Origin of the sequence: Falsiroseomonas oleicola (assembly GCF_019029495.1) — a bacterium.
In the GTDB taxonomy this organism is placed as follows: domain Bacteria; phylum Pseudomonadota; class Alphaproteobacteria; order Acetobacterales; family Acetobacteraceae; genus Falsiroseomonas; species Falsiroseomonas oleicola.
In genome coordinates this window covers 70,243-92,021 of record NZ_JAERQM010000004.1, presented here as the reverse complement: position 1 = coordinate 92,021, position 21,779 = coordinate 70,243, and the positions used below count along the sequence as shown (strand labels likewise).

The window sequence follows — 21,779 nt, the reverse complement described above, 5'->3', positions numbered from 1 at the left end:
CGTCTCCTGTTCAGGAGAAGCGCGCCGCGATATGGATAAGTCATGGAAGCACGCCGTGCCATTGCCCAGTTTGTACGCGACCATCCCATTTTATGGGATTTGTTGCACCCGACTTATGATCGATGCCGTCAGTTCATGCGGGATGCGCGAATCCGCCGTCTTGCCGATCGGCTCGCGCCCTCCGATGCGGCCGGGCAGACGCTGCTGGCTGAGGCGATGCAGCGCGGCGGGCCACTCGGCGTCGGCAAGATCGGCGGGCTGGAGGCGGAGGCGGCCGGCTTTTTCCTGACCGGCCGGCCGCGCGGCAAGCCCTATCCGGAACGGCTGCGCCAGCAGATGTTCCTGAATGTCGGGCTGTTCCCCGTGGATGACGGGTCGCTGGACCGCTTCTGCACGGCGCTGATCGAGGCGGCCGGGCAACTCGATATCCTCGGCCTCATGGGGTATCCGGGGGAGACGGAGGTCATCACGCGGCATGCGAAGACGGCGCGGCTGATTTCGCTCCGGGCGCTCGACCCCTGGTATTTTCCCGATCCCTGGTCGCGGCATCTGCAGGGCCGACGCGTGACGGTGCTGTCCCCCTTCGCGGCGACGATAGCACGACAGTTCCAGCGCCGAACGGAGATCTGGCCGGGCCGGGACGTGCTGCCGGATTTCCAACTCCGCACCGTGGCCATGCCGCTGTCGCCAGGGTTGCAGCCGCCCAGTGAGCCGAGCTGGGAGGCGCGGCTGGACGCCATCAAGGCCGCGATCGATGCCGAGCCCTATGAGGTGGTACTGGCCGGCGCGGGTGGCATCTCCATTCTTGTCGCGGCGCATGCGAAGCGTGCGGGGGCCATCGGTTTCCACATGGGCGGGCCGACCCAGGTCCTCTTCGGCGTGCGTGGGCGCAGGTGGGACAAGGACCCGTTCTTCACCTCCGCCATGAACGCGGCCTGGGTGCGCCCGAGTGGAGAGGAATCGCCCCCGACGGCGGGCAGGATCGAGCGCGGTGCCTACTGGTAGGTGTGGCGACCGTCCCAGTGGTTGAAAAAAAGAGATAATTTTTTACTAACAAGACGCCTGCATTGTGTGCATATTGTACGTCGCGTTTTGAAGTGCCTATTTTTGAAGCATTTTGTATCGAACCCTTGCGTCCGCTTGGTGGCGGCAGGTAGCGGCAGATCGATGGCGACAGGCACGATGGCAGTGGCAGGAATGATCGACGATCAGAGGCGCGTGTCGTTGGTCCGCTGGACTTTTGGACTCATCAACCGCCTGGTGGGTACGTCGGATATCGTGCTGATCGGTATTGCGGCAGTGCTCTCGGCGCATATCCCCGCTGTTGGCTATGCCAATCCCCTTTCGGCACTTCAGATACTGCTGCTCGCCTCGGCGCAGGGCATGATCTACCTGGCGGTATTGACCCGGATGCAGGCCTACCGTGTCGAACGCTACACGGACCGTCTGGCAGCCAGCATCTATATGCTGTCGGGACTGGTGCCCGCCTGGATGGCAGGCTTCCTGGTGCTCGTCGCCTTCCGGCCCGAGACCTTGTCCGCCCCGCAATGGCTATTGGCCTGGAATGCCTTGACCTTCTGCCTGTTGCTGGCCAGTCGGCAGGTGCAGGCCACGCTGCTGCGGGACGAAGCGAGACGGCACCTGCTGCGTCGGCGCGTCGTGATCATCGGCGCGAATGCGGTGGCGGAGCATGTCATCCGGGACCTTTCGAGCCAGGCCAAGGGCGAGACCTACGAGATCGTCGCCCTGTTCCGCGCCGAATCGGAATCGCCCGGCATGGCAAGCGTTGGCGGGGTGCCGGTCTCCGGCAGTCTGGCCGATCTGCGGAACTACGCGCAGAGCAACACCATCGACACCCTGGTCATCGCCCTTCCATGGTCGGCGCGCGAGTTGCATGGCCTCGCGGAGCAGGTCAGTTGGATCGCGGCCGATATCATCATCCCCTTCGAGCAGAAAAGCCTGAACACCAGCTTCGCCCGCGTCATGCGCCTGGGCGACATGCCGGCCCTGCTGCTGATGAGCCGCCCGTTCAAGGGCTCCCAGGGCGTCCTCAAGGTGGTCGAGGATTATGCGGTGGCCAGCCTGGCGATCATCCTGCTGACACCCGTCATGCTTGTGGTGGCTTTGGCGATCCGCCTGGAAAGCCCCGGGCCGGTCCTGTTCCGCCAGCAGCGGCCGGGCTTCGGCACCAGGCCCTTCACCATCCTCAAGTTCCGCACGATGTATGTGGATCCCCAGGATGATGCGACCATCGGCACCACTGGGCCAAACGACAGGCGCGTGACGCGCGTGGGTGCGATCCTGCGGCGGTTGAGCCTGGACGAGTTGCCGCAGATCCTCAACGTGCTGCGCGGCGAGATGTCGATCGTCGGACCGCGGCCCTATGTCGCGGATATGCTGGTGGGCAATGAGCGCTATTCCGACCTGGTCCGCGACTATGCGGAGCGGCACAGGGTGAAGCCCGGGATCACCGGATACGCCCAGGCGCATGGCCTGCGAAGCTACGCGCTGCGTGAGGAGGCCAATGCGCGCAAGAGCATCGAGATGGACCTGCATTACATGCGGAACTGGTCCTTGTGGCTCGACATCGTCATCATGATCAGAACCCTGGTCGTGGGGATGGCGGGGCGGAACGTCTTCTAGCTTGAGGTCGGCCAGCGCGTGGCCGCATCGCTTTGCCACGCGGGCACCGTCGAGGCGATGGAGCGCGGCTTGGAGGCCTGGGGCGGCAAGCGGCGGTCTGCTCGTCCCGGCCGATCACATGTGCCTCAACCTTGCCCTGTTGATACGCAGCGAACAATCGAGTGCAATGTGGACTTGCCCCGCTTTTGTGGAGAGGCATTGGGTCAGGCAGCGCTATCTTCTCGAACTGCGCAGCGCTTGTGAAGTCGAGCGCGGAATGGCGCCGGACAGGGTTGTGGAAGCCGTCGATATATCGGCCGGTAGCGGCTGCGGCGTCGGTGCCTGTCTCGAAAGCGGTGCGCCAGACGAGCCCGGATTTCAGCGCCTTGAAGAACGTCTCGACCAAAAGTCGCAACCGAGTGGATCCTGATCGCGCTCGCCTACAACTGCCGCAGGCTACACCGCCTGCGGCTCGCCTGACGCCACCACCATTGTCGGCGTCATTCGCCGCGCATGATCCCTTCCAGGCAGGGCGTGGTGCGAGGGGCTCCGCCTCAGGCCAGCTTCGATGAGAGCTGGACTGCACCGGCCTGCAGCCGCTTCACAAGACGCTCCGCATCCTGCCCCGCAAAGTCATCCGCCGCCATGATGCGCGTGAGGCTGCCCACAACCTGGGAGCCGTCGCGTGATCGCACAGGCACCGACACCGCCGCCAGATGGCGGTTGAAGCGGCCGACGGTCGTCACCTGCCCGTCCCGCCGGATGCGCTCCAGCCGCTGTCGCACGGCGGCCAGGTCCTTGCCCAGCCCGGCTGCCGCCATCTCCGCCTGACGTTGCAGGAACAGGGCACGGATGCGCGGCGCCGGCAGGCTGGCCAGGATGGCGAGCGAGGCGGCGCCCTGGAACAGGGGCAGCGGCAGGCCACGGGCGCGCAGGATGCTGATGCGGCCGCCGCCGGCCACGATCGCCTCCGGCCCCTCCCGGTGCACGCACAGCACCTTGTCGCGGTACAGGCTGCACAGCAGGACCATGCTGTTGGGCACCTCCGCCGCCAGTTCCGGCAGCACCGCCTCGCCCGCCTGCAGCAGCGGGTCCGCGATGCGCATCAGCCGTTCCAGCTCCACGATGCGCGGGCCGAGCGAATAGCGGCCCTGGGAGGCCTGGGCGAGGAGGCCGGCGTCGCAGAGGGCCTTCACGTAGCGATAGGCGGTCGATTTCGTATAGCCGAGCCGCGCCTGCAGATCGTCCACGCGGATCACCGGTAGATCCGGCGTGAACTGGTCCAACACCTCCAGCATCCGCACCAGGCTGCCGGCGCCGGCCCGGTTTGCCTCGGCAGCGGTCGCCTCGGCAGCGGTCGCCTCGGCGGCCGGGGCAGCTTGTGCCGGGTCCGGCAGGGGCGGGCGGGTCGGATCGAGGGGCATGAAGGTGACCATAGCGTGAAAGTGGGTTGCGGGCGACGAGGAGTCAGGCCTATTTTTCCCAAAATACGGGAAACCGCCATGTTCCCACCTGATGCGAATCAGGCTGGTTCGGGCTGAAACCCGCGCCATTTCTGAGGAGGAAGCCATGCTCGATATCCGCCCCACGGGCGATGTGCTCGGCGCGACCGTCACCGGCATCGACCTGTCCCAGCCCATGTCCGCCCCGGATTTCAGCGCCATCCTGCGCGCGCTCGGCGAGCATGGGGTGCTCCGCTTTCCGGACCAGCTTCTGCAACCGGCGGCGCTGCGCGACTTCTCCGCCCGCTTCGGCAGCATCCAGGCTTCGGTCACCGGCAAGTTCCAGGACCCGGAGGTGCCGGAGGTCGGCATCCTCTCCAACATCGTGGAGAATGGGCAGCCGATCGGCATCGCCGATGCCGGCCAGGACTGGCACACGGACATGTCCTACCGGGACACGATGGGCTTCGTGAACGTGCTGAACGCCCACAAGGTGCCGGTGCGCGACGGCAAGCCGCTGGGCAATACGCTCTTCGCCAATATGCATGCGGCCTATGAGGCGCTGGACCCCGCCCTGAAGCGGCGGCTGGAAGGCATGACGGCGACGCATGACTTCAACAAGTTCTGGGAAGGTATGCTCGCCAAGGGCAGCGGTCGCGGCCCGCTGACCCCGGCGCAGCGCGCCAGCCGCCCGCCCTCGGTTCATCCGGTCTTCCTGACGCATCCGATCACCGGCCGGAAGGTGCTGTACTGCAACCCCGGCTACGCCGTGCGGATCAACGAGCTGGACGAGGCCGAGAGCGACCGGGTGCTGGACCAGCTCTTCGCGCATCAGCTGGAGCCGCGCTTCATCTACACCCATGTCTGGGCGGAGCGTGACCTGCTGATCTGGGACAATATCGGCACGTTGCACAATGCCCTGCCGGATTACCGGGCCGATGAGCCGCGCATGATGAAGCGCTGCCAGGTGATGGCGGACCGCGTCTTCCAGCCGGGCTTCGTGCCCGAGCGCGCCATGGCCGACGCCCGATGAGGCTGCTGAGCTTCGAGACCGCCGCCGGCGCCAGCTATGGCGCCGCGGTTCCCTCCGGCGTGGTCGATCTCGGCCGCCGCCTGGGCGCGCGATACCCGACGCTGCGCGCGCTGCTGGCCGGCGGCGCGCCCGCGCTGGAGGCCGCGCGCGCGGAGCAGGGCGTGGATCATGCGCTGGATGCGGTGACCTTCCTGCCGGTGGTGCCGGATGCGCGGAAGATCATCGGAATCGGCCTCAACTACCGGTCCCATGTGGCGGAGGAAGCGGGCCGCGCGCCTCCGCCCTTCCCGCGCGTCTTCGGCCGCTGGAACGATTCCGTGGTGGGCCATGGCGCGGCGCTGTGGCGGCCCCAGGCCTCCGAGCATTTCGACTATGAGGGCGAGCTGGCGCTGGTGATCGGCAAGGCCGGGCGGCACATCACCAAGGACCGCGCCTTCGACCACATCGCGGGCTATGCCTGCTTCACCGATGGCAGCCTGCGGGACTGGCAGAAGCACACCACGACCGCCGGCAAGAACTTCTACCGCTCCGGCGCCTGTGGCCCCTATCTGGTGACGGCGGATGAGGTGGGCGATGCGACGCAGCTGACGCTGGTATCCCGGCTGAACGGCCGCGAGGTGCAGCGCGCCTCCACCGGCGACCTGATCTACGACATCCCGACGCTGCTGGCCTATGTCTCCGCCATGACGGTGCTGGAGCCAGGCGACATCATCGCCACCGGCACGCCGGAAGGCGTCGGCTCCCGCCGCACGCCGCCACTCTGGATGCGCGCCGGCGATGTGTTCGAGGTGGAGATCACCGGGCTCGGCACGCTGCGAAACCCGGTGGTGGAGGAGCGGGCGGCATGAGCGCCGTCGCGACGGATGCGATGCTGATGGTGCCGGCGGCGCGCGTGCATGCGCAGATCCTGGCCATCCTCCACAGCTGGGGCATGGCGACGGATCTGGCGGCGACGACGGCGGAGATGATGGTCGAGACCGATCTTCTCGGCGTCGATTCGCACGGCCTCTCCATGCTGATGACCTATGAGCAGCGGTATCGGGAGGGCAAGTTGGACCTGCAGGCCCGACCGCACGTCGTGCGGCAAGGGCCGGCGACGGCGCTGGTTGATGCAGGCGCGGGGCTCGGCCATCCGGTCTCGGTCTTCGCCATGAACCTGGCCGTCGACAAGGCCATGCAGACCGGCGTGGCCGTGGTGGGCGTGCGCAACTCGCACCATTTCGGCGCGGCCGGAATCTATGCGCGCATCGCGGCGAAGCGCGGCGCCGTCGGCATGGTCACCAGCGCCACGCGCGGCATCGCCATGGTGCCGACGGGGGGCGCGGTGCCGGTGCTGGGCACCAACCCGCTGGCCTTTGCCGCGCCGACCGAACGCAACCCGCCCTTCGTGCTGGACATGGCGACCACCACCGTCGCCGCCGGCAAGGTGAAGGTCCACCATCTGAACGACCGCCCGGTGCCGGCCGGCTGGGTGATGGACGGCGCGGGCGCCAGCGTGACGGACCCGCACCTTGCGCATGACTATGTCATGAAGCGGCCGCAGGGCGGGCTCACGCCGCTCGGCGGCACGCCGGAGATGGCGAGCCACAAGGGCTATGGCCTGGCGATGATGGTGCACATCCTGGGCGGCACGCTGGTCGGTGCCAGCTTCTCCCCCATCCGCAACCGCACGCAGTCGGAGAAGGACCCCGACGGGCTCGGCCATTTCTTCATGGCGCTCAACCCCGCGGCCTTCCGCGAGGAGGGCGAATTCGAGCACGACCTCGACGAGGCCATCGACGTGCTGCGCGCCACGCCCGCATGCGATCCGGCACGCCCGGTGCAGGTGGCGGGGGACCCGGAGGAAGCAGCCCGCGCCAGGCGGCTGCGCGACGGCATCCCGGTGCCGCCCGCGCTCGATCGCCATATCCGCGCCATCTGCGAACGCGGAGGCGCCGACTACCTGCTGGGCTGAAAGACGCCCGACCAAGAAAAGAAAAGGGAGAGAAACAATGAAAACCGGAAGCCTGAAGGCCCTGCTGCTGGCCGGCTGCCTGGCGGGTGCAGGCCTGCCGCAACCAGCCGCCGCGCAGACGCTTCGCATGGCGGTCGGTGCGCAGGTCACATCGCTAGATCCACACTATCACAACATCTCCCCCAACAACGCCTTCGCCGCGACGATCTTCTCCAACCTGATGGAGATGGATCCCAATTCGCGGCCGGTCGCCGCGCTGGCCGAAAGCTGGCGCCCGGTCGGCGAGGATGTGTGGGAGTTGAAGTTGCGGGCCGGCGTGACCTTCCACGACGGCACGCCCTTCACGGCGGACGACGTCGCCTTCACGCTGGACCGCATCCCGAAGGTGGCGAACAGCCCCGGCTCCTTCCGCACCTATACGCATGCGATCATCGGGGTGGAGGTGGTGGACCCGCTGACGGTGCGGCTGCGCACCCAGGGCCCGGACCCGGTGCTGCCGGCCAACCTGTCCCAGGTGCCGATGCTGTCGCGCAAGATCCATGAAGGCGCCAGCACCGAGGACTTCAATTCCGGCCGAGTCGCCATCGGTACCGGCCCGTATCGCATGAGCGGCGGCCGGTCGGTCGACCGGATGGAGCTGCAGCGGAACGACAGCTACTGGGGCGGGCGGGAGCCGTGGGAGCGGGTGGAATACCGCATGGTGACCAACGCCGCGGCGCGCACCTCCACGCTGCTGGCCGGCGATGTGGACTTCATCGACCAGGTGCCGACCGCCGACCTGGCGCGGATGCGGCAGGACGCGAATATTCGCATTTCCGAGATCGACAGCCTGCGGCTGATCTATTTCCACTTCGACCACATGCGTGACGGGCCTTCGCCCTTCATCACCGACAATGCCGGCCAGCCGCTGCCACGCAACCCGCTGCGCGACGTGCGTGTCCGCCGGGCGCTCGCTTTGGCGATTGACCGTGCTGCGATCGTCGAGCGGGTGATGGAGGGCAATGCGGCGCCGATCAACCAGTTCATGCCGGCGGGTGGCTTCGGCCATGTGCCGGAACTGGCGCCGCCGCCGCCGGCGGACCCGGCCGCCGCGCGCCGCCTGCTGGCGGAAGCCGGCTATCCGGAGGGCTTCCGCATCACCCTGCACGGGCCGAATGACCGCTACCCGAATGATGCCCGCATCGTGCAGGCGGTGGCGCAGATGTGGTCCCGGATCGGCGTGCGTACCGCGGTGGATGTGCAGCCCTTCTCCAACTTCGTCACCCGCGCATCGCGCCAGGAATTCTCCTCATTCCTCGTGTCCTGGGGAAGTTCCACCGGCGAGCCCTCGGGCGGGATGCGCTCGGTGCTGGCCAGCTATGAGCGCACCCGGGGCATGGGCGCGGTCAATCGCGGCCGCTACGCCAACCCGCGCTTCGACGCATTGCTGACGCGCGGCATGCGAGAGCTGGACGACGCGAAGCGCGAGGCGGTGCTTCAGGAAGCGATGCGCCTGGCGATGGACGATCAGGCGATCATCCCGATGCATGTCCAGCGCAACGTCTGGGCGATGCGCCAGGGCTTCACGCACACGCCGCGCACCGATGAGCGGACCCGGCCGCAGGATGTGCGGCCGGCCGGCTGAAGCGCCTACCGCAAGGCATCCCAGCAGCCGCGCGCGATGCGGCCGATGCTGGCGAAGGAGGCAGCGAAGCCGGGCAGACCGTCCGGCATCGTCTCCGGCACCCAATCCGTCGCGGCGGCCAGGATGAACAGGGGCCGGCCGCCGTCGAAGACGATGCCCGCATCCATCCGCCCACGCCGGCCGCGCCCGGTCTTGTGCGCGACCTTCGTGCCATAGGGCAGCAGCGAGGGAATCAGATTCCGCAGAATCTGCCAGCTCAGGATATCCATCGCCAGGCGGCACAATTCCAGCGTGCTGCCGAGGCGCTTCGCCGCGGCCGCATCCTCCGTCCCCCGCAGGATCAGGTCCAGCAACAGGACCTGGTCGGATTGCGTCGTCGTCGCCACCGCCTCCGGCGGATGGTCCCAGCCGATGCCGAGCGGCGGGATCAGGCCGCGGTGGTCGGTGCCGACCATGCCGATGCCGTGGCAATAGCCCGTCATCGTCTCCGGCCCCAGCCGTTCCAGCACCGCCTGCGTGCAGACATTGTCGCTGGTGATCATCATGTTCACCAGCACGTCCCGGAAGGGGATGACGCAGCCTGGCGTCATGTAGCGATAGGTGCCGGAGGCGACGTCCTTCTGCAGCCGCGCCTCGATCTCCACCGGATCATCCAGCCGCAGGCGGCCTTCATGCACGGCGGCCAGCGCCGCCATCATGATGGAGATCTTGCGCACGCTGGCGGAGGGCATCGGCACGTCCCCCTCATGATGCGCCTCCGCGCCGCGGCGCAGATCCTTCACATGCCAGCGTGTCGTGAAGGGATAGAAATCACTGATGGTCCGAAGGCGCGCGGCCAAGTCCTGCATGTCTGTCTCCTCCGAGCCGCAGTCTATCGCCGCCTTCGATCGGCGCCAGGGTGATTGAGAGCCGGCTGTCGAAAACATGAGGTGGCTTGCGACCGGCATTTCCGCGATGCCCCGCAGGCCGTCCGGGCACATCATTTCGCAGCGAAGCGGACGGATCAAACAGGCTTGCCGCCGCGGGGCATTGCTGCTTACCTGCTCTCGACCGACCGGCCGGTCGGCCTGTGTTCGGAAACACGATCGAAAGGTGATGCGACCTGATGCCGTCGGAAGCGGGCAATCCCCTGCGCAGCAACGCGCACCAATCGGCCGTGCGCGCGCTTCATGGGGCCTGGCGGTGAGCCTCCGTGGCGCGGCCTGCATCGTGGGCGCCTACGAGCATCCGACGCGGAAGGCGCCGGACACCTCGCTGGCGCAGTTGCATGCGGAGGTGGCGCTCGGCGCGCTGTCTGACGCCGGGCTGACGCTGCGCGACGTCGATGGCTATTTCTGCGCCGGTGACGCGCCGGGCCTCGGCCCCCTGTCGATGGTGGACTACCTCAACCTGCGCGTCCGGCATGTGGATTCCACCGATGTCGGCGGCTCCTCCTACCTTCTGCATGTCGCGCATGCCGCACAGGCCATCGCCGCCGGGAAATGCGACATCGCGCTGATCACGCTGGCGGGCCGTCCGCGCAGCGAGGGGGTTGCCACCGGCACCACGGCGCGCGCCGGCAATCCGGCGCAGCCGGATGTGCAGTGGGAATACCCCTACGGCCCCACCATCGCGAACATGTACGCGATGTGCGCGACCCGCCACATGCATGAATTCGGCACCACCTCCGAACAGCTCGCCTGGATCAAGGTCGCCGCCAGCCACCATGCCCAGCACAACCCGCATGCCATGCTGCGGGAGGTGGTGACGGTGGAGGATGTGGTGAATTCCCCGCTGGTCGCCGCCCCGCTGCACCGTCTCGATTGCTGCGTCATCAGCGATGGCGGCGGTGCATTGGTGGTCGCGCGGCCGGAGATCGCGCGCAGCCTCCAGCGCCCGGTGGTCATGCTGCGTGGTGCCGGTGAGGCGGTGAAGGGCCAGATGGGCGGGGATGTGGACCTCACCTTCACCGGCGCGCGCTGGTCCGGCCCGCGCGCCTTTGCCGAGGCCGGCGTGACCCCCGCCGATATCCGCTACGCCAGCATCTATGACAGCTTCACCATCACCGTGCTCATGCATCTGGAGGATCTGGGCTTCTGCGAGAAGGGCCAGGGTGGCCGCTTCGTCGCCGATGGCAACCTCATCTCCGGCGTCGGGCGCCTGCCCTTCAACACGGATGGCGGTGGGCTCTGCAACAACCATCCCTCGAATCGCGGCGGCATGACCAAGGTGATCGAGGCCGTGCGGCAATTGCGCGGGGAGGCGCACCCGGCGGTGCAGGTGAAGGATTGTGCGCTGGCGCTGGCGCATGGCACCGGCGGGTCGCTCGGCACCCGCCATGGCAGCGCAACCCTGATCCTGGAGCGGATGTAACCCGCATGGCTGGCCGCAGCATTCCCTTTTCCCCGGCCTCGCCGGATTCGGCACCCTTCTGGCAGGCAGCCGGCGAAGGCCGCCTGCTGCTGCGCCGCTGCGACGCCTGCAAGCGCGTGCATTGGTATCCCCGCCCGATCTGCCCGCATTGCGGCGGCGCCACGGCATGGCAGGAAGCCTCCGGCCGCGGCACCATCTACAGCCACAGCGTGATGCGTCGCGCGCCGGAACCCTATGCCATCGCCTATGTGCGGTTGGAGGAGGGCACGACGATGATGACGAACATCGTCGATTGCGAATTCGACGCCATCCATGTCGGCCAGCCCGTGCGCGTGATCTTCGTGCCGCGGGACGGCGCGCCCCCGATGCCGATGTTCACGCCGGAAGCCGCCGCGTGAGCGAGCCGGTGCGGATGCGCATGGCGGCCGATGGCATCGCCGTGCTGACCCTCGACAACCCGCCCGTGAACACGCTGGCGACGCCGCTGCGCACGGCGCTGGACTCGGCGCTGCGCCGCTGCGGTGCCGATCCGGCGGTGCGCGGCATCGTGCTGGCCAGCGCCGGACGCATGTTCAGCGCTGGCGCGGAGATGCGCGAATTCGGCAAGCCCCGCATACCGCCGCTGCTGCGCGACCTGATCGAGCTGATCGAGACGCTGGGCAAGCCGGTGGTGGCCGCGCTGCATGGCCGCGTGCTCGGCGGCGGGCTGGAACTGGCGCTGGGCTGCCATGCCCGCGTGGCGGCGCCCGGAACGCTGCTCGGCCTGCCGGAGGTCAAGCGCGGCATCCTGCCCGGCGGCGGCGGCACGCAACGCCTGCCTCGGCTGGTGGGTGCCGAGGCCGCGCTGCGGATGATCGCGAGCGGCGAGCCGGTGACGGCGGAGGCGGCGCTGGAGATGGGGCTGGTGGAGGCGGTGGCCGATGGCGATCTTCCGGACGCCGCCTGCCGCTTCCTCGCCACCGCCCTGGCGGAAGGCCGCCCCCTGCCCCTGGCACGCGACCGCAGCGCTCCGCATGACCCGCAGTCGCTGGCCGCGGCGATCGCGGAGGTCCGCAAGCGCGCGCGCGGCCAGGCCGCCCCGCTGGCCTGCGCCGAGGCGGTGCGCCTCGCCACCGAATTGCCGCTGGAGGAAGGCCTGGATCGCGAGCGCGCGCTGTTCCAGGAGTTGGTGCAGGGCGAGCAGTCCCGCGCCCTGCGCCACCTGTTCTTCGCGGAGCGGGAGGCCCAGAAGGTGGCCGGCATTCCGGCGGATATCGCGCCGCCGCCGGTGCGCCGTGCTGCGGTGATCGGGGCCGGCACCATGGGCGGCGGCATCGCCATGTGCTTCGCCAATGCGGGCATCCCCGTCACCGTCATCGACATGGATGCGGCCGCCCTGCAACGTGGCCTCGATCGCTGCGCGCAGAACTGGCAGCGCAGCGTGCAGGGTGGCCGGCTGGATCAGGCGGAGATGGAGCGGCGCCGCGCGCTGCTGTCCGGCAGCACCGATCTCGCAGCCCTGGCCGGCGCGGATGTGGTGGTGGAGGCGGTGTTCGAGGATATGGCGCTGAAGCAGCGCATCTTTGCCGAGATCGACCGCCTGGCCGGTGCGGGCGCGCTGCTCGCCTCCAACACCTCGACGCTCGACATCGACCGTATGGCCGCGGCGACGGCACGGCCGGGCGACGTGCTGGGCCTGCATTTCTTCAGCCCGGCCAATGTGATGAAGCTGCTGGAAATCGTCCGCGGCAAGGCGACCAGCGGCCTGTCGCTCGCCCGCGGCGTGGCGCTCGGCGGGTTGCTCGGCAAGGTGCCGGTGGTGGTCGGCAATTGCGACGGCTTCGTCGCCAACCGCATGACCGGACGCCGCGGCGCGCAGGCCGAACGCCTGTTGCAGGAAGGCGCCCTGCCGCAACAGGTCGATGCCGCGATGACGGAATTCGGCTACCCGATGGGCCCCTTCGCGGTGGGCGACCTGGCCGGCCTCGATATCGGCGCGGCGGCCCGGCGACGGCGCGGCGCGGTCTTCCCGGTTGCAGATGCGCTGGTGGCCGAGGGGCGGCTCGGCCAGAAGACCGGCCGCGGCTACTACCGCTACGCGGAGGGCAGCCGCAAGGCGGAGCCGGACCCGGAGGTGGCGGCGCTGATCGCGCGCGTGGCGGCCGGGCTGGGCGTGCCGCAGCGCCGCCATGACGCGGCGGAGATTCGCGAACGCCTGATCCTGCCCATGGTGAATGAGGGTGCGCGCATCCTGGAGGAGGGCATCGCCGCCCGCGCCTCCGACATCGACGTGATCTTCGTGCATGCCTTCGGCTGGCCCGCCTGGCGCGGCGGGCCGATGCTCTGGGCCGACGGGCTCGGGCTGGCGACGGTGCGCGACCGGCTGGCGCATTACGCGGCGCTGACGGGGGATGAGACATTGCAACCCGCGCCGCTGATCCAGCGCCTGGCCGCCGCCGGCGGCAGCCTGCTGGGCGGTGCGCCGCGCGCCGGGGAGTCCGCCTGATGGATCTGCGATTCACCGCGGAGGAACGCGCCTTCCGCGCCGAGGTGCGCGACTTCATAGAGGCCAACCTGCCGGCCGAGACGCGCCAGCGCATGATCGAGGGCCGCGTGCCGACCAAGGCGCAGACCGTCGCCTGGCAGCGCATCCTGAACGCCCGCGGCTGGGCCGTGCCGGACTGGCCGGAGGAACATGGCGGCACTGGCTGGACCGCCGTGCAGCGCTACATATTCCGCGAGGAATTGCAGCAGACCCCGGCGCCGCAGCCGCTCGGCTTCAACACCAACATGGTCGGCCCCATCATCATCGCCTTCGGGACGGAGGCGCAGAAGCGGCACTTCCTGCCGCGCATCCGCAACATCGATGACTGGTGGTGTCAGGGCTTCTCCGAGCCCGGCGCGGGCTCCGACCTCGCCTCGTTGAAGACGCGGGCGGTACGGGATGGTGACCATTACGTGGTGGATGGCCAGAAGACCTGGACCACCTATGCCCAGAACGCCGACTGGATCTTCTGCCTGGTCCGCACCAACCCGCAGGCCGCGAAGCGGCAGGAGGGAATCTCCTTCCTGCTGATCGACATGCGAAGCCCGGGCATCACCGTGCGACCCGTCATCACCATTGATGGCGGGCATGAGGTGAACGAGGTCTTCTTCGACAATGTCCGCGTGCCCGTCAGCAATCTGGTCGGCGAGGAGAATCGCGGATGGGATTGCGCCAAGCTTCTGCTCGGCCATGAACGCACCGGCGCGGCGCGCGTCGGTGTCAGCAAGGAACGGCTGCGGCGGCTGAAATTCATGGCCGGCGAGGCACAGGAGAACGGCCGCCCACTGATCGAGCAGCAGCGCATCCGGGAAAAAATCGCCGCCATCGAGGTGGAGCTGAAGGCGCTGGAGATGACAGTGCTGCACGTGCTGGCCGGCGGCCGCCGCGCCGGGGAATCGCGCCAGGCGGACCCGGCCTCCTCCATCCTGAAGCTGCGCGGCTCGGAGATCGCGCAATCCATCACGGAGCTGATGATGGAAGTCGCCGGCCCCTACGGCCTGGCGGCGCCAGGTGACCCGGATGCGGAAGGCAGCAATGCGCCGGAACTGATGCCCGAATGGGCACGCAGCGCCGCGCCGCTCTATTTCAACTGGCGCAAGCTCTCGATCTTCGGCGGCACGAACGAGATCCAGCGGCAGATCATGGCCAAGGCCTTCATGGGACTCTGACGCATGGATTTCGACCTGACGGAGGAACAGCGGCTGCTGCAGTCCAACCTGCGGCGGTTGTTGGCCGATCACTACGCCTTCAACCGCCGCGCCAACTACCAGACGGAGGCGCCGGGCTGGAGCCGCGCGATGTGGGGCCGCTACGCCGAGCTCGGCCTGCTGGGCCTGCCCTTCGCCGAGGAGGATGGCGGATTCGGCGGTGGCCCGGTGGAGACGATGCTGGTGGCGGAGGCGCTGGGCGAGGTGTTGGCGCTGGAGCCCTGGCTGAGCACCGTCGTGCTCGGCGGCGGGCTGCTGCGCCACGGCGCCGATGCGGCGCTGCGCCAGCGCATGGTGCCCGCCATCGCCGCCGGCGAGGCGCTGCTCGCCTTCGCCCAGGCCGAGCCGCAATCCCGCTACAGCCTGTCCGACATCACCACCACGGCGCGGCGCGACGGCGATGGCTGGGTGCTGGAAGGCCGCAAGAGCGTGGTGCTGCATGGCGACACGGCGGACTGGCTGCTGGTGACCGCGCGCAGCGCCGGGGCGCGGCATGATCGCGGCGGCATCGGCGTCTTCCTGCTGCGCGGCGATGCGCCGGGCGTGCTGCGGCAGGGCTATGCCATGGTCGATGGCCAGCGCGGCGCGGAGATCACCCTCTCCGCCGCCCGGGCCGAGGCTGTGCTGGGCAATGCCGAGGATGGTCTGGCCTTGGTCGAGCGCGTGGTGGATGAGGCGATCGCGGCGCTGGCGGCCGAAGCGGTCGGCACCATGTCCGCCCTGCATGCGATGACGCTGGACTACCTGAAGACGCGCAAGCAGTTCGGCGCGCCGATCGGCAGCTTTCAGGTGCTGCAGCATCGTGCCTCCGACATGATGGTGGCGCTGGAACAGGCGCGCAGCATGGCGATGTACGCGACCATGATGCTGGAGGAACCCGCGGCGGCGCGGCGCGCGGCGCTCTCGGCCGTGAAGGTGCAGATCGGCCGTTCCGCGCGGCTGATCGGCCAGCAGGCGGTGCAGATGCATGGCGGCATCGGCATCGCCACGGAATACGCCGCCGGCCACGCCTTCAAGCGGCTCGCCGCGATCGACACGACCTTCGGTGATGCCGACCACCATCTGCGCGCGCTGGCGGCGGAGGTCTCCGCCGCCGCCTGACGCATTGAGCAAGGAGGAAACAATGAAGAACAGCAGAACAACCTTGACGCGACGCGCTGTGTTGGCCGCGGCGGCCGGCGGTCTTGCCCTGCCAGCCCTGGCCCAACCGCGCGCTGGCTTTCCCAACCGTCCGGTCCGCATCTTCGCCGCCTGGGCGCCCGGCCCCAATGTCTATACGCGCGTGCTGGCGGATCTGGTCGGGCCGAAGCTGGGCCAGCCGGTGGTGATCGAGAACCGCGCCGGCGCCAACGGCACGCTGGCCGCCCGTGCCCTGTCATCGGAGCCGGCGGATGGTCACACGCTGGCGCAGATCCCCGGCTCCGTCTTCCGCGTGCCCTATATGATGCCGCGCATGCCCTATGATCCGGTGGAGGATTTCACCTACATCATCTGCCTCACGGGCTACACTTTCGGCCTGGTCGTGCGCGCGGATTCGCCCCACAGGACCTGGGCGGATTTCCTGGCGGCGAGCAAGCGCCAGCCCGGGCGCATCTCCTACGGCTCGCCCGGCGTCGGCACCGAATCGCATGTGGTGATGGACCGCATCGCGGAGATCGAGAAGGTCGAATGGCTGCATGCGCCGTATCGCGGCGGCAGCGAACTGACCAGCGCGCTGCTCAGCGGCACGATCGATGCGGTGGCAACGGCCAGCCATTGGTCCTCCCTGGTACTGGATGGCCGGCTGCGGCTGCTGAATGTCTGGACGCCGCAGCGCATCGCCCGCTACCCTGATGCGCCGACGCTGAAGGATCTCGGCTACGATATCGTCGCCACATCGCCCTATGGCCTCGCCGGGCCGAAGGGCATGGACCCGGGCGTCGTGAAGGTGCTCCACGACGCCTTCAAGGAAGCGCTCTACCACCCGGACTCCCTCGCCTATCTGCAGGGGCTCGACCAGCCCGTGATGTATATGGACAGCGCGGCCTATGGGGACTTCGCGCGCCAGCAGGTGGTCAAGGAACAGGCCATCGTGCAGCGCCTGAACCTGCGGATCGAATGAGCATGGACACCATGGCGGAGCAGGCGGCACGGCCGCAGGGGCTGGACGCGCTGTTCCGGCCGCGCAGCATCGCGGTGCTGGGCGCTTCGAGCGACCCGCGCAAGATCGGCGGCAGGCCGGTGGACTATCTGCTGCAGGGCGGCTTCACCGGCGCCATCTATCCGGTGAACCCGGCGCAGCCGACGGTCCAGGGCCTGCCCGCCTATCCCAGGCTGGAGGATCTGCCCGTCCCGGCCGACCTCGTCGTCATCGCCCTGCCGGCGCGCATGGCGGAGGAGGCGGTGGAGTCCTGCATCCGCTGCGGCGCCGGCGCCATCCTGATGTTCACCTCCGGCTTCGGGGAGGTGGATGAGGTGGGGCGCGCGCGGCAGGACGCGATGGCGGCGCGCTGCCGGCAGGCCGGCATCCGCATGCTGGGGCCGAACTGCCTCGGCCTGTTCAATCCGGCGGATGGCGTGTTCTGCACCTTCTCGGCGTCCCTGCAGGGCACCTGGCCGAAGCCGGGCGGCATCGCCATCGCCAGCCAGAGCGGCGCCTTCGGCACCTATTGCTACACGCTGCTGCACCAGCGCGGCGCCGGGATCAGCCATTTCGTCGCAACCGGCAACGAGGCGGATGTCGATGTCGCCGCCTGCATCGCCTGGTTCGCCGAGGATCCGGCGACGCAGGTCATCGTCATCTCCATAGAGGGTTGCCGCGACGGTGCGCGGATGCGCGCGGCGCTGGCCCTGGCGTCGGCGCGCGGCAAGCCCGTGGTGGCGATGAAGGTGGGCACCTCCGCGCTCGGGGCTGATGCCGCGGCGTCCCACACCGGCGCGCTTGCCGGCACCGATGCGGCCTATGACTCGGCCTTCGCCGAGGCCGGCGTGCATCGCGCCCAGTCGATCGAGGAAATGGTCGATGTGGCGCTGGCCTGCGCCGCCGGGATCCTGCCGCCGGGCAACCGGCTCGGCGTCATCACGATCTCGGGCGGCGTCGGCGTGCTGCTGGCGGACCATGCGGAGGCTCGTGGGCTGGCCATGCCTGCGCTGCCCGCCGCGGCGCAGTCCCGCATCCTGGAACTGGTGCCCTTCGCCAATCCGCGCAATCCGGTGGATGCCACGGCGCAGGTGGTGAACGACCGAACGCTGCTCGGCCGCATGATCGACATCATGATGGAAGGCGATGGCTTCGACATTGTCATCGCCTTCCTGGCGCTGATGGGGCTGAGTGAGCGGGCGATGGAGACGCTGCGCCCGATGCTTGCCAGGTTGCGGGCCGCGCATCCGGACAAGCTGTTCATCCTGTGCTTCGTCTGCCCGCCAGCGACGCGGCTGGATCTGGAGGCGATGGGCTTCCTGGTGATCGAGGATCCGAGCCGCGCGATGACCGTGGCCGGCGCCCTGGCCCGGTTGCGCGCCCGCCCTGCCCCGCTGCCGGCCGCGCCACTGCCGCCGGCACTGTCCCTGCCGCCCGGCCCGCTGGACGAGGCCGCAGCGAAGCGCCTGCTGGGGGAGGCCGGAATTCCCTTCGCCCCGGAACGTACCGCCCGCAGCGTGATGGAAGCGGTGGCGGCGGCCGAGGCGCTGGGCTTCCCGGTGGCGCTCAAGGTGCTCTCGGTCGATCTCGCGCATAAATCCGACGTCGGCGGCGTGCGGTTGAACCTGCGCGACGCAACGGAGGTCGCGGCCGCCTGGGAAGCGATGATGCGGGAGGTCGCCGCCAAGGCGCCACAGGCCCGGCTGGACGGCGCGCTGGTGGCGCCGATGATCACCGGCGGGGTGGAGACGGTGCTGGGCGTCACCATCGACCCGGTCTTCGGCCCGCTCGTGATGTTCGGCCTCGGCGGTGTCTTCGTCGAGGTGTTCCGCGACGTGGTGTTCCGCCTGACACCGCTGACGCGGGAGGCGGCGCTCGCGCAGTTCCACGGCATTCGCGGCCTGCCGCTGCTGCAGGGCGCGCGCGGCCGTCCACCGATGGATTTGCAGGCTCTGGCGGATGCGCTGGTGGCGCTGGCCGGCTTCGCCCTGCGGCACCGGGATTCGCTGGCCAGCGTCGAGATCAACCCCTTCATCGCGCTGCCGCAAGGCGGCGTCGCGGTGGATGCGGTGATCCTGCGGCGCGAAGCCGGTTGACAGGGCCGGCCCGCCGCCGCAAGGGTCCGCGCCGGGCCGGCCGACATCGGTCAAGGCCGGATGACCGGAAAGCCCATGGAAGACCTCAGCGAGCTTCTCAGCTTCAGCACATCGCAAGGCCCGCCGCCGGAACGGATGCTCCAGATCCTGACCGCGGCGGCGAAGCTGTTCGCCACCCAGGGCTTCGACCGCACCTCGATGCGCGACATCGCGCAGGAATGCGGAATCTCCAAGGCCACGCTGTACCACTACTTCCCGGACAAGGATTCCATCATCCGCCCGATGGTGATGGGCACCACGCGGTCCATCTTCCAGCACGTCTCCGCGCTGGATGATCCGGAACGACCGCCGCTGGAGCGCCTGCGCACGCTGATGGTGGAGACGGCGACCTTCTTCGAGCGCTATCGCTGGGCCTGGATCGCCGGTTCCGCCATCTTCTGGAACGATCCGCAGGTCCGCCGCCGCAAGCAGCGGCTGGAGTGGCGCGACCGGTATGAGACGCTGCTGCGCAGCATCATCGAGGAAGCCATCCGCCGCGGCGACATGCGGCCGATGGATGTGGCGCTGGCCGGGCGGCTGGTGGCCAGCACGCTGAGCTGGCTGCCCCGCTGGTACAACCCGGAGGGTCCGCTGACTGCGCCCGAGATCGCCGACCAGTTCTACGGCATGATCGTCGCCGGCTTCATGCCCCGCCCTGGCTGAACACGCCCCTCTTGCCAAGGTGGCGCGGCTGCGCGCCTAATCGACCGACCGGTCGGTCGACGGCCGAGGCAAGGGAGGTTGTTGATGCCGGAAGCCCCTCATGAAGCACCCGCCGCGGGGCCGCTCGCGGGCCTTCGCGTGCTGGACCTGACGCTGGCCCGCGCCGGTCCGACCTGCGTGCGCCACCTGGCCGACTGGGGCGCGGATGTGATCCGGATCGAGCCGCCGGCGGGGCCGGGCGAGGATGTCGCCGGGCGCCGTCACGGCGCCGATTTCCAGAACCTGCACCGCAACAAGCGCGCCATCCAGCTCGACCTGAAAAGCCCCGCAGGCCACGCCGCCTTCCTGCGCCTGCTGCGGGATGCCGATGTGGTGGTGGAAAACATGCGGCCCGCCGTGAAGCGGCGCCTGCGCATCGCCTGGCCGGATGTCCATGCCGTCAATCCGCGCATCGTCTATGGCAGCATCAGCGGCTTCGGCCAGGACGGCCCCTATGCCGATCGCGCCGGTGTGGACCAGATCGCGCAGGGGATGAGCGGCCTGATGTCGATCACCGGCCTGCCGGGCCAGGGACCGGTGCGGGCCGGCATCGCGGTGGCGGACCTCACCGCCGGCAACCTGCTTGCGCTCGGCATCATAATGGCGCTGTTCGAACGCACGCGGACGGGGCTGGGCCGCTGGGTCACCACCTCGCTGCTGCAGGCGCAGGTCTTCATGCTGGATTTCCAGGCGGCGCGCTGGCTGGTGGACCAGGAGGTGGCCGGCCAGGCGGGCAACGACCACCCGACCGGCATCCCGACCGGCGTCTTCCCCACCCGCGACGGCCACATCAACATCGCCGCCAGTTCCAGCCGCCTGTTCACCCGCTTCTGCGCCGCCATCGGCCGGCCCGACTGGGCGGAGAAGCCTGGCTGGACAACGCAGGCCGGCCGCAGCGCCGATCGCCTGGCCATCAACGCCGCCATCGCGGAGGTGACGCGCACCCAGCCCGCCGCGCATTGGATCGAGCTGTTCGAGGAAGCCGGCATTCCCTGCGGGCCGATCTACGCCATCGACCAGGTCTTCGCCGATCCGCAGGTGCAGCATCTCGGCCTGGCGATGCCGATGCAGAGCCCGGCGCTCGGGCGCGTCGATGTGGTGAGCTCGGCGCTCGACGTCTCGGGCCATGCGCGCGCCGTCCGGCGGCCGACGCCCGAGGCCGGCGAACATACGCGGGAGGTGCTGCGCGAGGCCGGGCTGAGCGAGGCCGAGATCGATGCCGTGACCGGAGCCGCGCCATGAAGCGCTTCACCGATCTCGGTACGCCGCGCGCCTTCGCGGAGGGGCGGATGCTGGCGGCGCAGGCCGGCGGCATCGGCCTGGTCACCTTCAACCAGCCGGAGAAGCGCAACGCCATCTCCGTCGAGATGTGGCAGGGGCTGGCAGAGATTCTGCAGGGCATGGAAGCGGATCCCGCGGTGCGCGTCGTCATCCTCACCGGCGCCGGCGACCAGGCCTTCGTCTCCGGCGCCGATATCAGCCAGTTCGACAAGCAGCGCGGCGACCATGCGGCGCAGCGGGACTATGCGGCGCGCATCCAGACGGGCCGCGATGCGCTGCGCCGCTTCGGCAAGCCGATGATCGCGGCGATCCGCGGCTACTGCCTGGGCGGCGGGCTGGCCATCGCCATGGCGGCGGATCTGCGCCTGGCCGGCAGCGGCAGCCGCTTCGGCATCCCCGCCGCGCGGCTCGGCATCGCCTATGGCTTCGAGGGGCTGCGCCTGCTGGTCTCCCTGATCGGCCCGGCCCGCGCCCGCATGCTGTTGCTCAGCACGCGCCGCATCGGGGCGGAGGAGGCGGAGCGGATCGGCCTGATCAACCAGGTCGTGCCCGATGATGCGCTGGAGGCGGAGGCGCTGGCCCTGGCAGCCGAGATCGCCCAGAACGCGCCGCTGGCCATCCAGGCGGCCCGGCTCGGCATTGCGGCGGTGCTGCAGGACCCGGCGCAGCGCGACCTGGCGCGGCTGGAGGCCTTGGCCGCCACCTGCGCCGACAGCGCGGATTACCGCGAAGGCCGCACCGCCTTCATGGAGAAGCGCCTGCCACGCTTCACCGGGTGCTGAG

18 protein-coding genes and 1 pseudogene are annotated in these 21,779 nt (G+C 69.2%); 16 read left to right on the top strand and 3 right to left on the bottom strand.

Annotated elements, in window-relative coordinates; all coding sequences use genetic code 11:
• Nucleotides 1–135: 135 nt before the first annotated feature.
• Entirely contained in the window at nucleotides 136–1,005 is an 870-nt protein-coding gene (locus JJQ90_RS14195) for a hypothetical protein (protein ID WP_216876486.1), read from the top strand.
• A gap of 21 nt (nucleotides 1,006–1,026) precedes the next feature.
• On the top strand, nucleotides 1,027–2,643 hold the full coding sequence (locus JJQ90_RS14190) for an exopolysaccharide biosynthesis polyprenyl glycosylphosphotransferase (RefSeq protein WP_230410688.1): 1,617 nt from the start codon (nucleotides 1,027–1,029) through the stop codon (nucleotides 2,641–2,643).
• Between the two features lie 217 nt (nucleotides 2,644–2,860).
• Here JJQ90_RS14190 and JJQ90_RS27035 read toward each other — a convergent pair.
• Nucleotides 2,861–3,028: pseudogene (locus JJQ90_RS27035) on the bottom strand (IS3 family transposase); the annotation flags it as partial.
• 148 nt (nucleotides 3,029–3,176) lie between these two features.
• Nucleotides 3,177–4,046, bottom strand: a complete 870-nt coding sequence (locus tag JJQ90_RS14185; RefSeq protein ID WP_216876484.1) for an IclR family transcriptional regulator — start codon at nucleotides 4,044–4,046, stop codon at nucleotides 3,177–3,179.
• A gap of 145 nt (nucleotides 4,047–4,191) precedes the next feature.
• Between JJQ90_RS14185 and JJQ90_RS14180 the strand changes: the two genes are divergently transcribed.
• The 4 genes from JJQ90_RS14180 to JJQ90_RS14165 are packed head-to-tail and all read left to right on the top strand — an operon-like array spanning nucleotide 4,192 to nucleotide 8,675.
• Nucleotides 4,192–5,097 (top strand): TauD/TfdA dioxygenase family protein, encoded by a 906-nt coding sequence (locus JJQ90_RS14180; protein ID WP_216876483.1) that lies wholly within the window; start codon nucleotides 4,192–4,194, stop codon nucleotides 5,095–5,097.
• Nucleotides 5,094–5,945 (top strand): fumarylacetoacetate hydrolase family protein, encoded by an 852-nt coding sequence (locus JJQ90_RS14175; RefSeq protein ID WP_216876481.1) that lies wholly within the window; start codon nucleotides 5,094–5,096, stop codon nucleotides 5,943–5,945. Before JJQ90_RS14180 ends, JJQ90_RS14175 begins: the two co-directional genes overlap by 4 nt.
• On the top strand, nucleotides 5,942–7,051 hold the full coding sequence (locus tag JJQ90_RS14170) for an Ldh family oxidoreductase (protein ID WP_216876479.1): 1,110 nt from the start codon (nucleotides 5,942–5,944) through the stop codon (nucleotides 7,049–7,051). Before JJQ90_RS14175 ends, JJQ90_RS14170 begins: the two co-directional genes overlap by 4 nt.
• A gap of 37 nt (nucleotides 7,052–7,088) precedes the next feature.
• Nucleotides 7,089–8,675, top strand: a complete 1,587-nt coding sequence (locus tag JJQ90_RS14165) for an ABC transporter substrate-binding protein (protein ID WP_216876478.1) — start codon at nucleotides 7,089–7,091, stop codon at nucleotides 8,673–8,675.
• Between the two features lie 5 nt (nucleotides 8,676–8,680).
• Here JJQ90_RS14165 and JJQ90_RS14160 read toward each other — a convergent pair whose 3' ends face one another.
• A complete protein-coding gene (locus JJQ90_RS14160) occupies nucleotides 8,681–9,523 on the bottom strand; it encodes a serine hydrolase (RefSeq protein ID WP_216876476.1) in 843 nt (280 codons plus the stop codon).
• 334 nt (nucleotides 9,524–9,857) lie between these two features.
• On the opposite strand from JJQ90_RS14160, the gene JJQ90_RS14155 reads away from it, so the two are divergent.
• From JJQ90_RS14155 to JJQ90_RS14110, 10 genes are all read left to right on the top strand, one after another.
• Nucleotides 9,858–11,027: a thiolase domain-containing protein gene (locus JJQ90_RS14155; RefSeq protein ID WP_216876474.1), complete on the top strand. Its 1,170-nt coding sequence runs from the start codon at nucleotides 9,858–9,860 to the stop codon at nucleotides 11,025–11,027.
• Between the two features lie 5 nt (nucleotides 11,028–11,032).
• Nucleotides 11,033–11,425 (top strand): Zn-ribbon domain-containing OB-fold protein, encoded by a 393-nt coding sequence (locus tag JJQ90_RS14150; RefSeq protein ID WP_216876472.1) that lies wholly within the window; start codon nucleotides 11,033–11,035, stop codon nucleotides 11,423–11,425.
• The gene (locus tag JJQ90_RS14145; RefSeq protein ID WP_329959444.1) at nucleotides 11,422–13,512 is read left to right on the top strand and encodes a 3-hydroxyacyl-CoA dehydrogenase NAD-binding domain-containing protein; all 2,091 of its coding nucleotides are present in this window, start codon (nucleotides 11,422–11,424) and stop codon (nucleotides 13,510–13,512) included. The genes JJQ90_RS14150 and JJQ90_RS14145 overlap by 4 nt, the downstream gene beginning before the upstream one ends.
• A complete protein-coding gene (locus tag JJQ90_RS14140; protein ID WP_216876470.1) occupies nucleotides 13,512–14,720 on the top strand; it encodes an acyl-CoA dehydrogenase family protein in 1,209 nt (402 codons plus the stop codon). Before JJQ90_RS14145 ends, JJQ90_RS14140 begins: the two co-directional genes overlap by 1 nt.
• Before the next feature lie 3 nt (nucleotides 14,721–14,723).
• Nucleotides 14,724–15,860 carry an acyl-CoA dehydrogenase family protein gene (locus JJQ90_RS14135; protein ID WP_216876468.1) on the top strand — a complete coding sequence of 379 codons (1,137 nt, stop codon included), beginning with the start codon at nucleotides 14,724–14,726 and terminating at the stop codon, nucleotides 15,858–15,860.
• Nucleotides 15,861–15,903: 43 nt separating this feature from the next.
• On the top strand, nucleotides 15,904–16,860 hold the full coding sequence (locus JJQ90_RS14130; RefSeq protein WP_230410686.1) for a tripartite tricarboxylate transporter substrate binding protein: 957 nt from the start codon (nucleotides 15,904–15,906) through the stop codon (nucleotides 16,858–16,860).
• A complete protein-coding gene (locus tag JJQ90_RS14125) occupies nucleotides 16,857–18,974 on the top strand; it encodes an acetate--CoA ligase family protein (protein WP_230410685.1) in 2,118 nt (705 codons plus the stop codon). Before JJQ90_RS14130 ends, JJQ90_RS14125 begins: the two co-directional genes overlap by 4 nt.
• Before the next feature lie 75 nt (nucleotides 18,975–19,049).
• Nucleotides 19,050–19,676: a TetR/AcrR family transcriptional regulator gene (locus JJQ90_RS14120; protein WP_216876464.1), complete on the top strand. Its 627-nt coding sequence runs from the start codon at nucleotides 19,050–19,052 to the stop codon at nucleotides 19,674–19,676.
• Between the two features lie 84 nt (nucleotides 19,677–19,760).
• Nucleotides 19,761–20,957, top strand: a complete 1,197-nt coding sequence (locus tag JJQ90_RS14115) for a CaiB/BaiF CoA transferase family protein (RefSeq protein WP_216876461.1) — start codon at nucleotides 19,761–19,763, stop codon at nucleotides 20,955–20,957.
• The gene (locus JJQ90_RS14110) at nucleotides 20,954–21,778 is read left to right on the top strand and encodes an enoyl-CoA hydratase (RefSeq protein WP_216876459.1); all 825 of its coding nucleotides are present in this window, start codon (nucleotides 20,954–20,956) and stop codon (nucleotides 21,776–21,778) included. Before JJQ90_RS14115 ends, JJQ90_RS14110 begins: the two co-directional genes overlap by 4 nt.
• Nucleotide 21,779 lies beyond the last annotated feature (1 nt).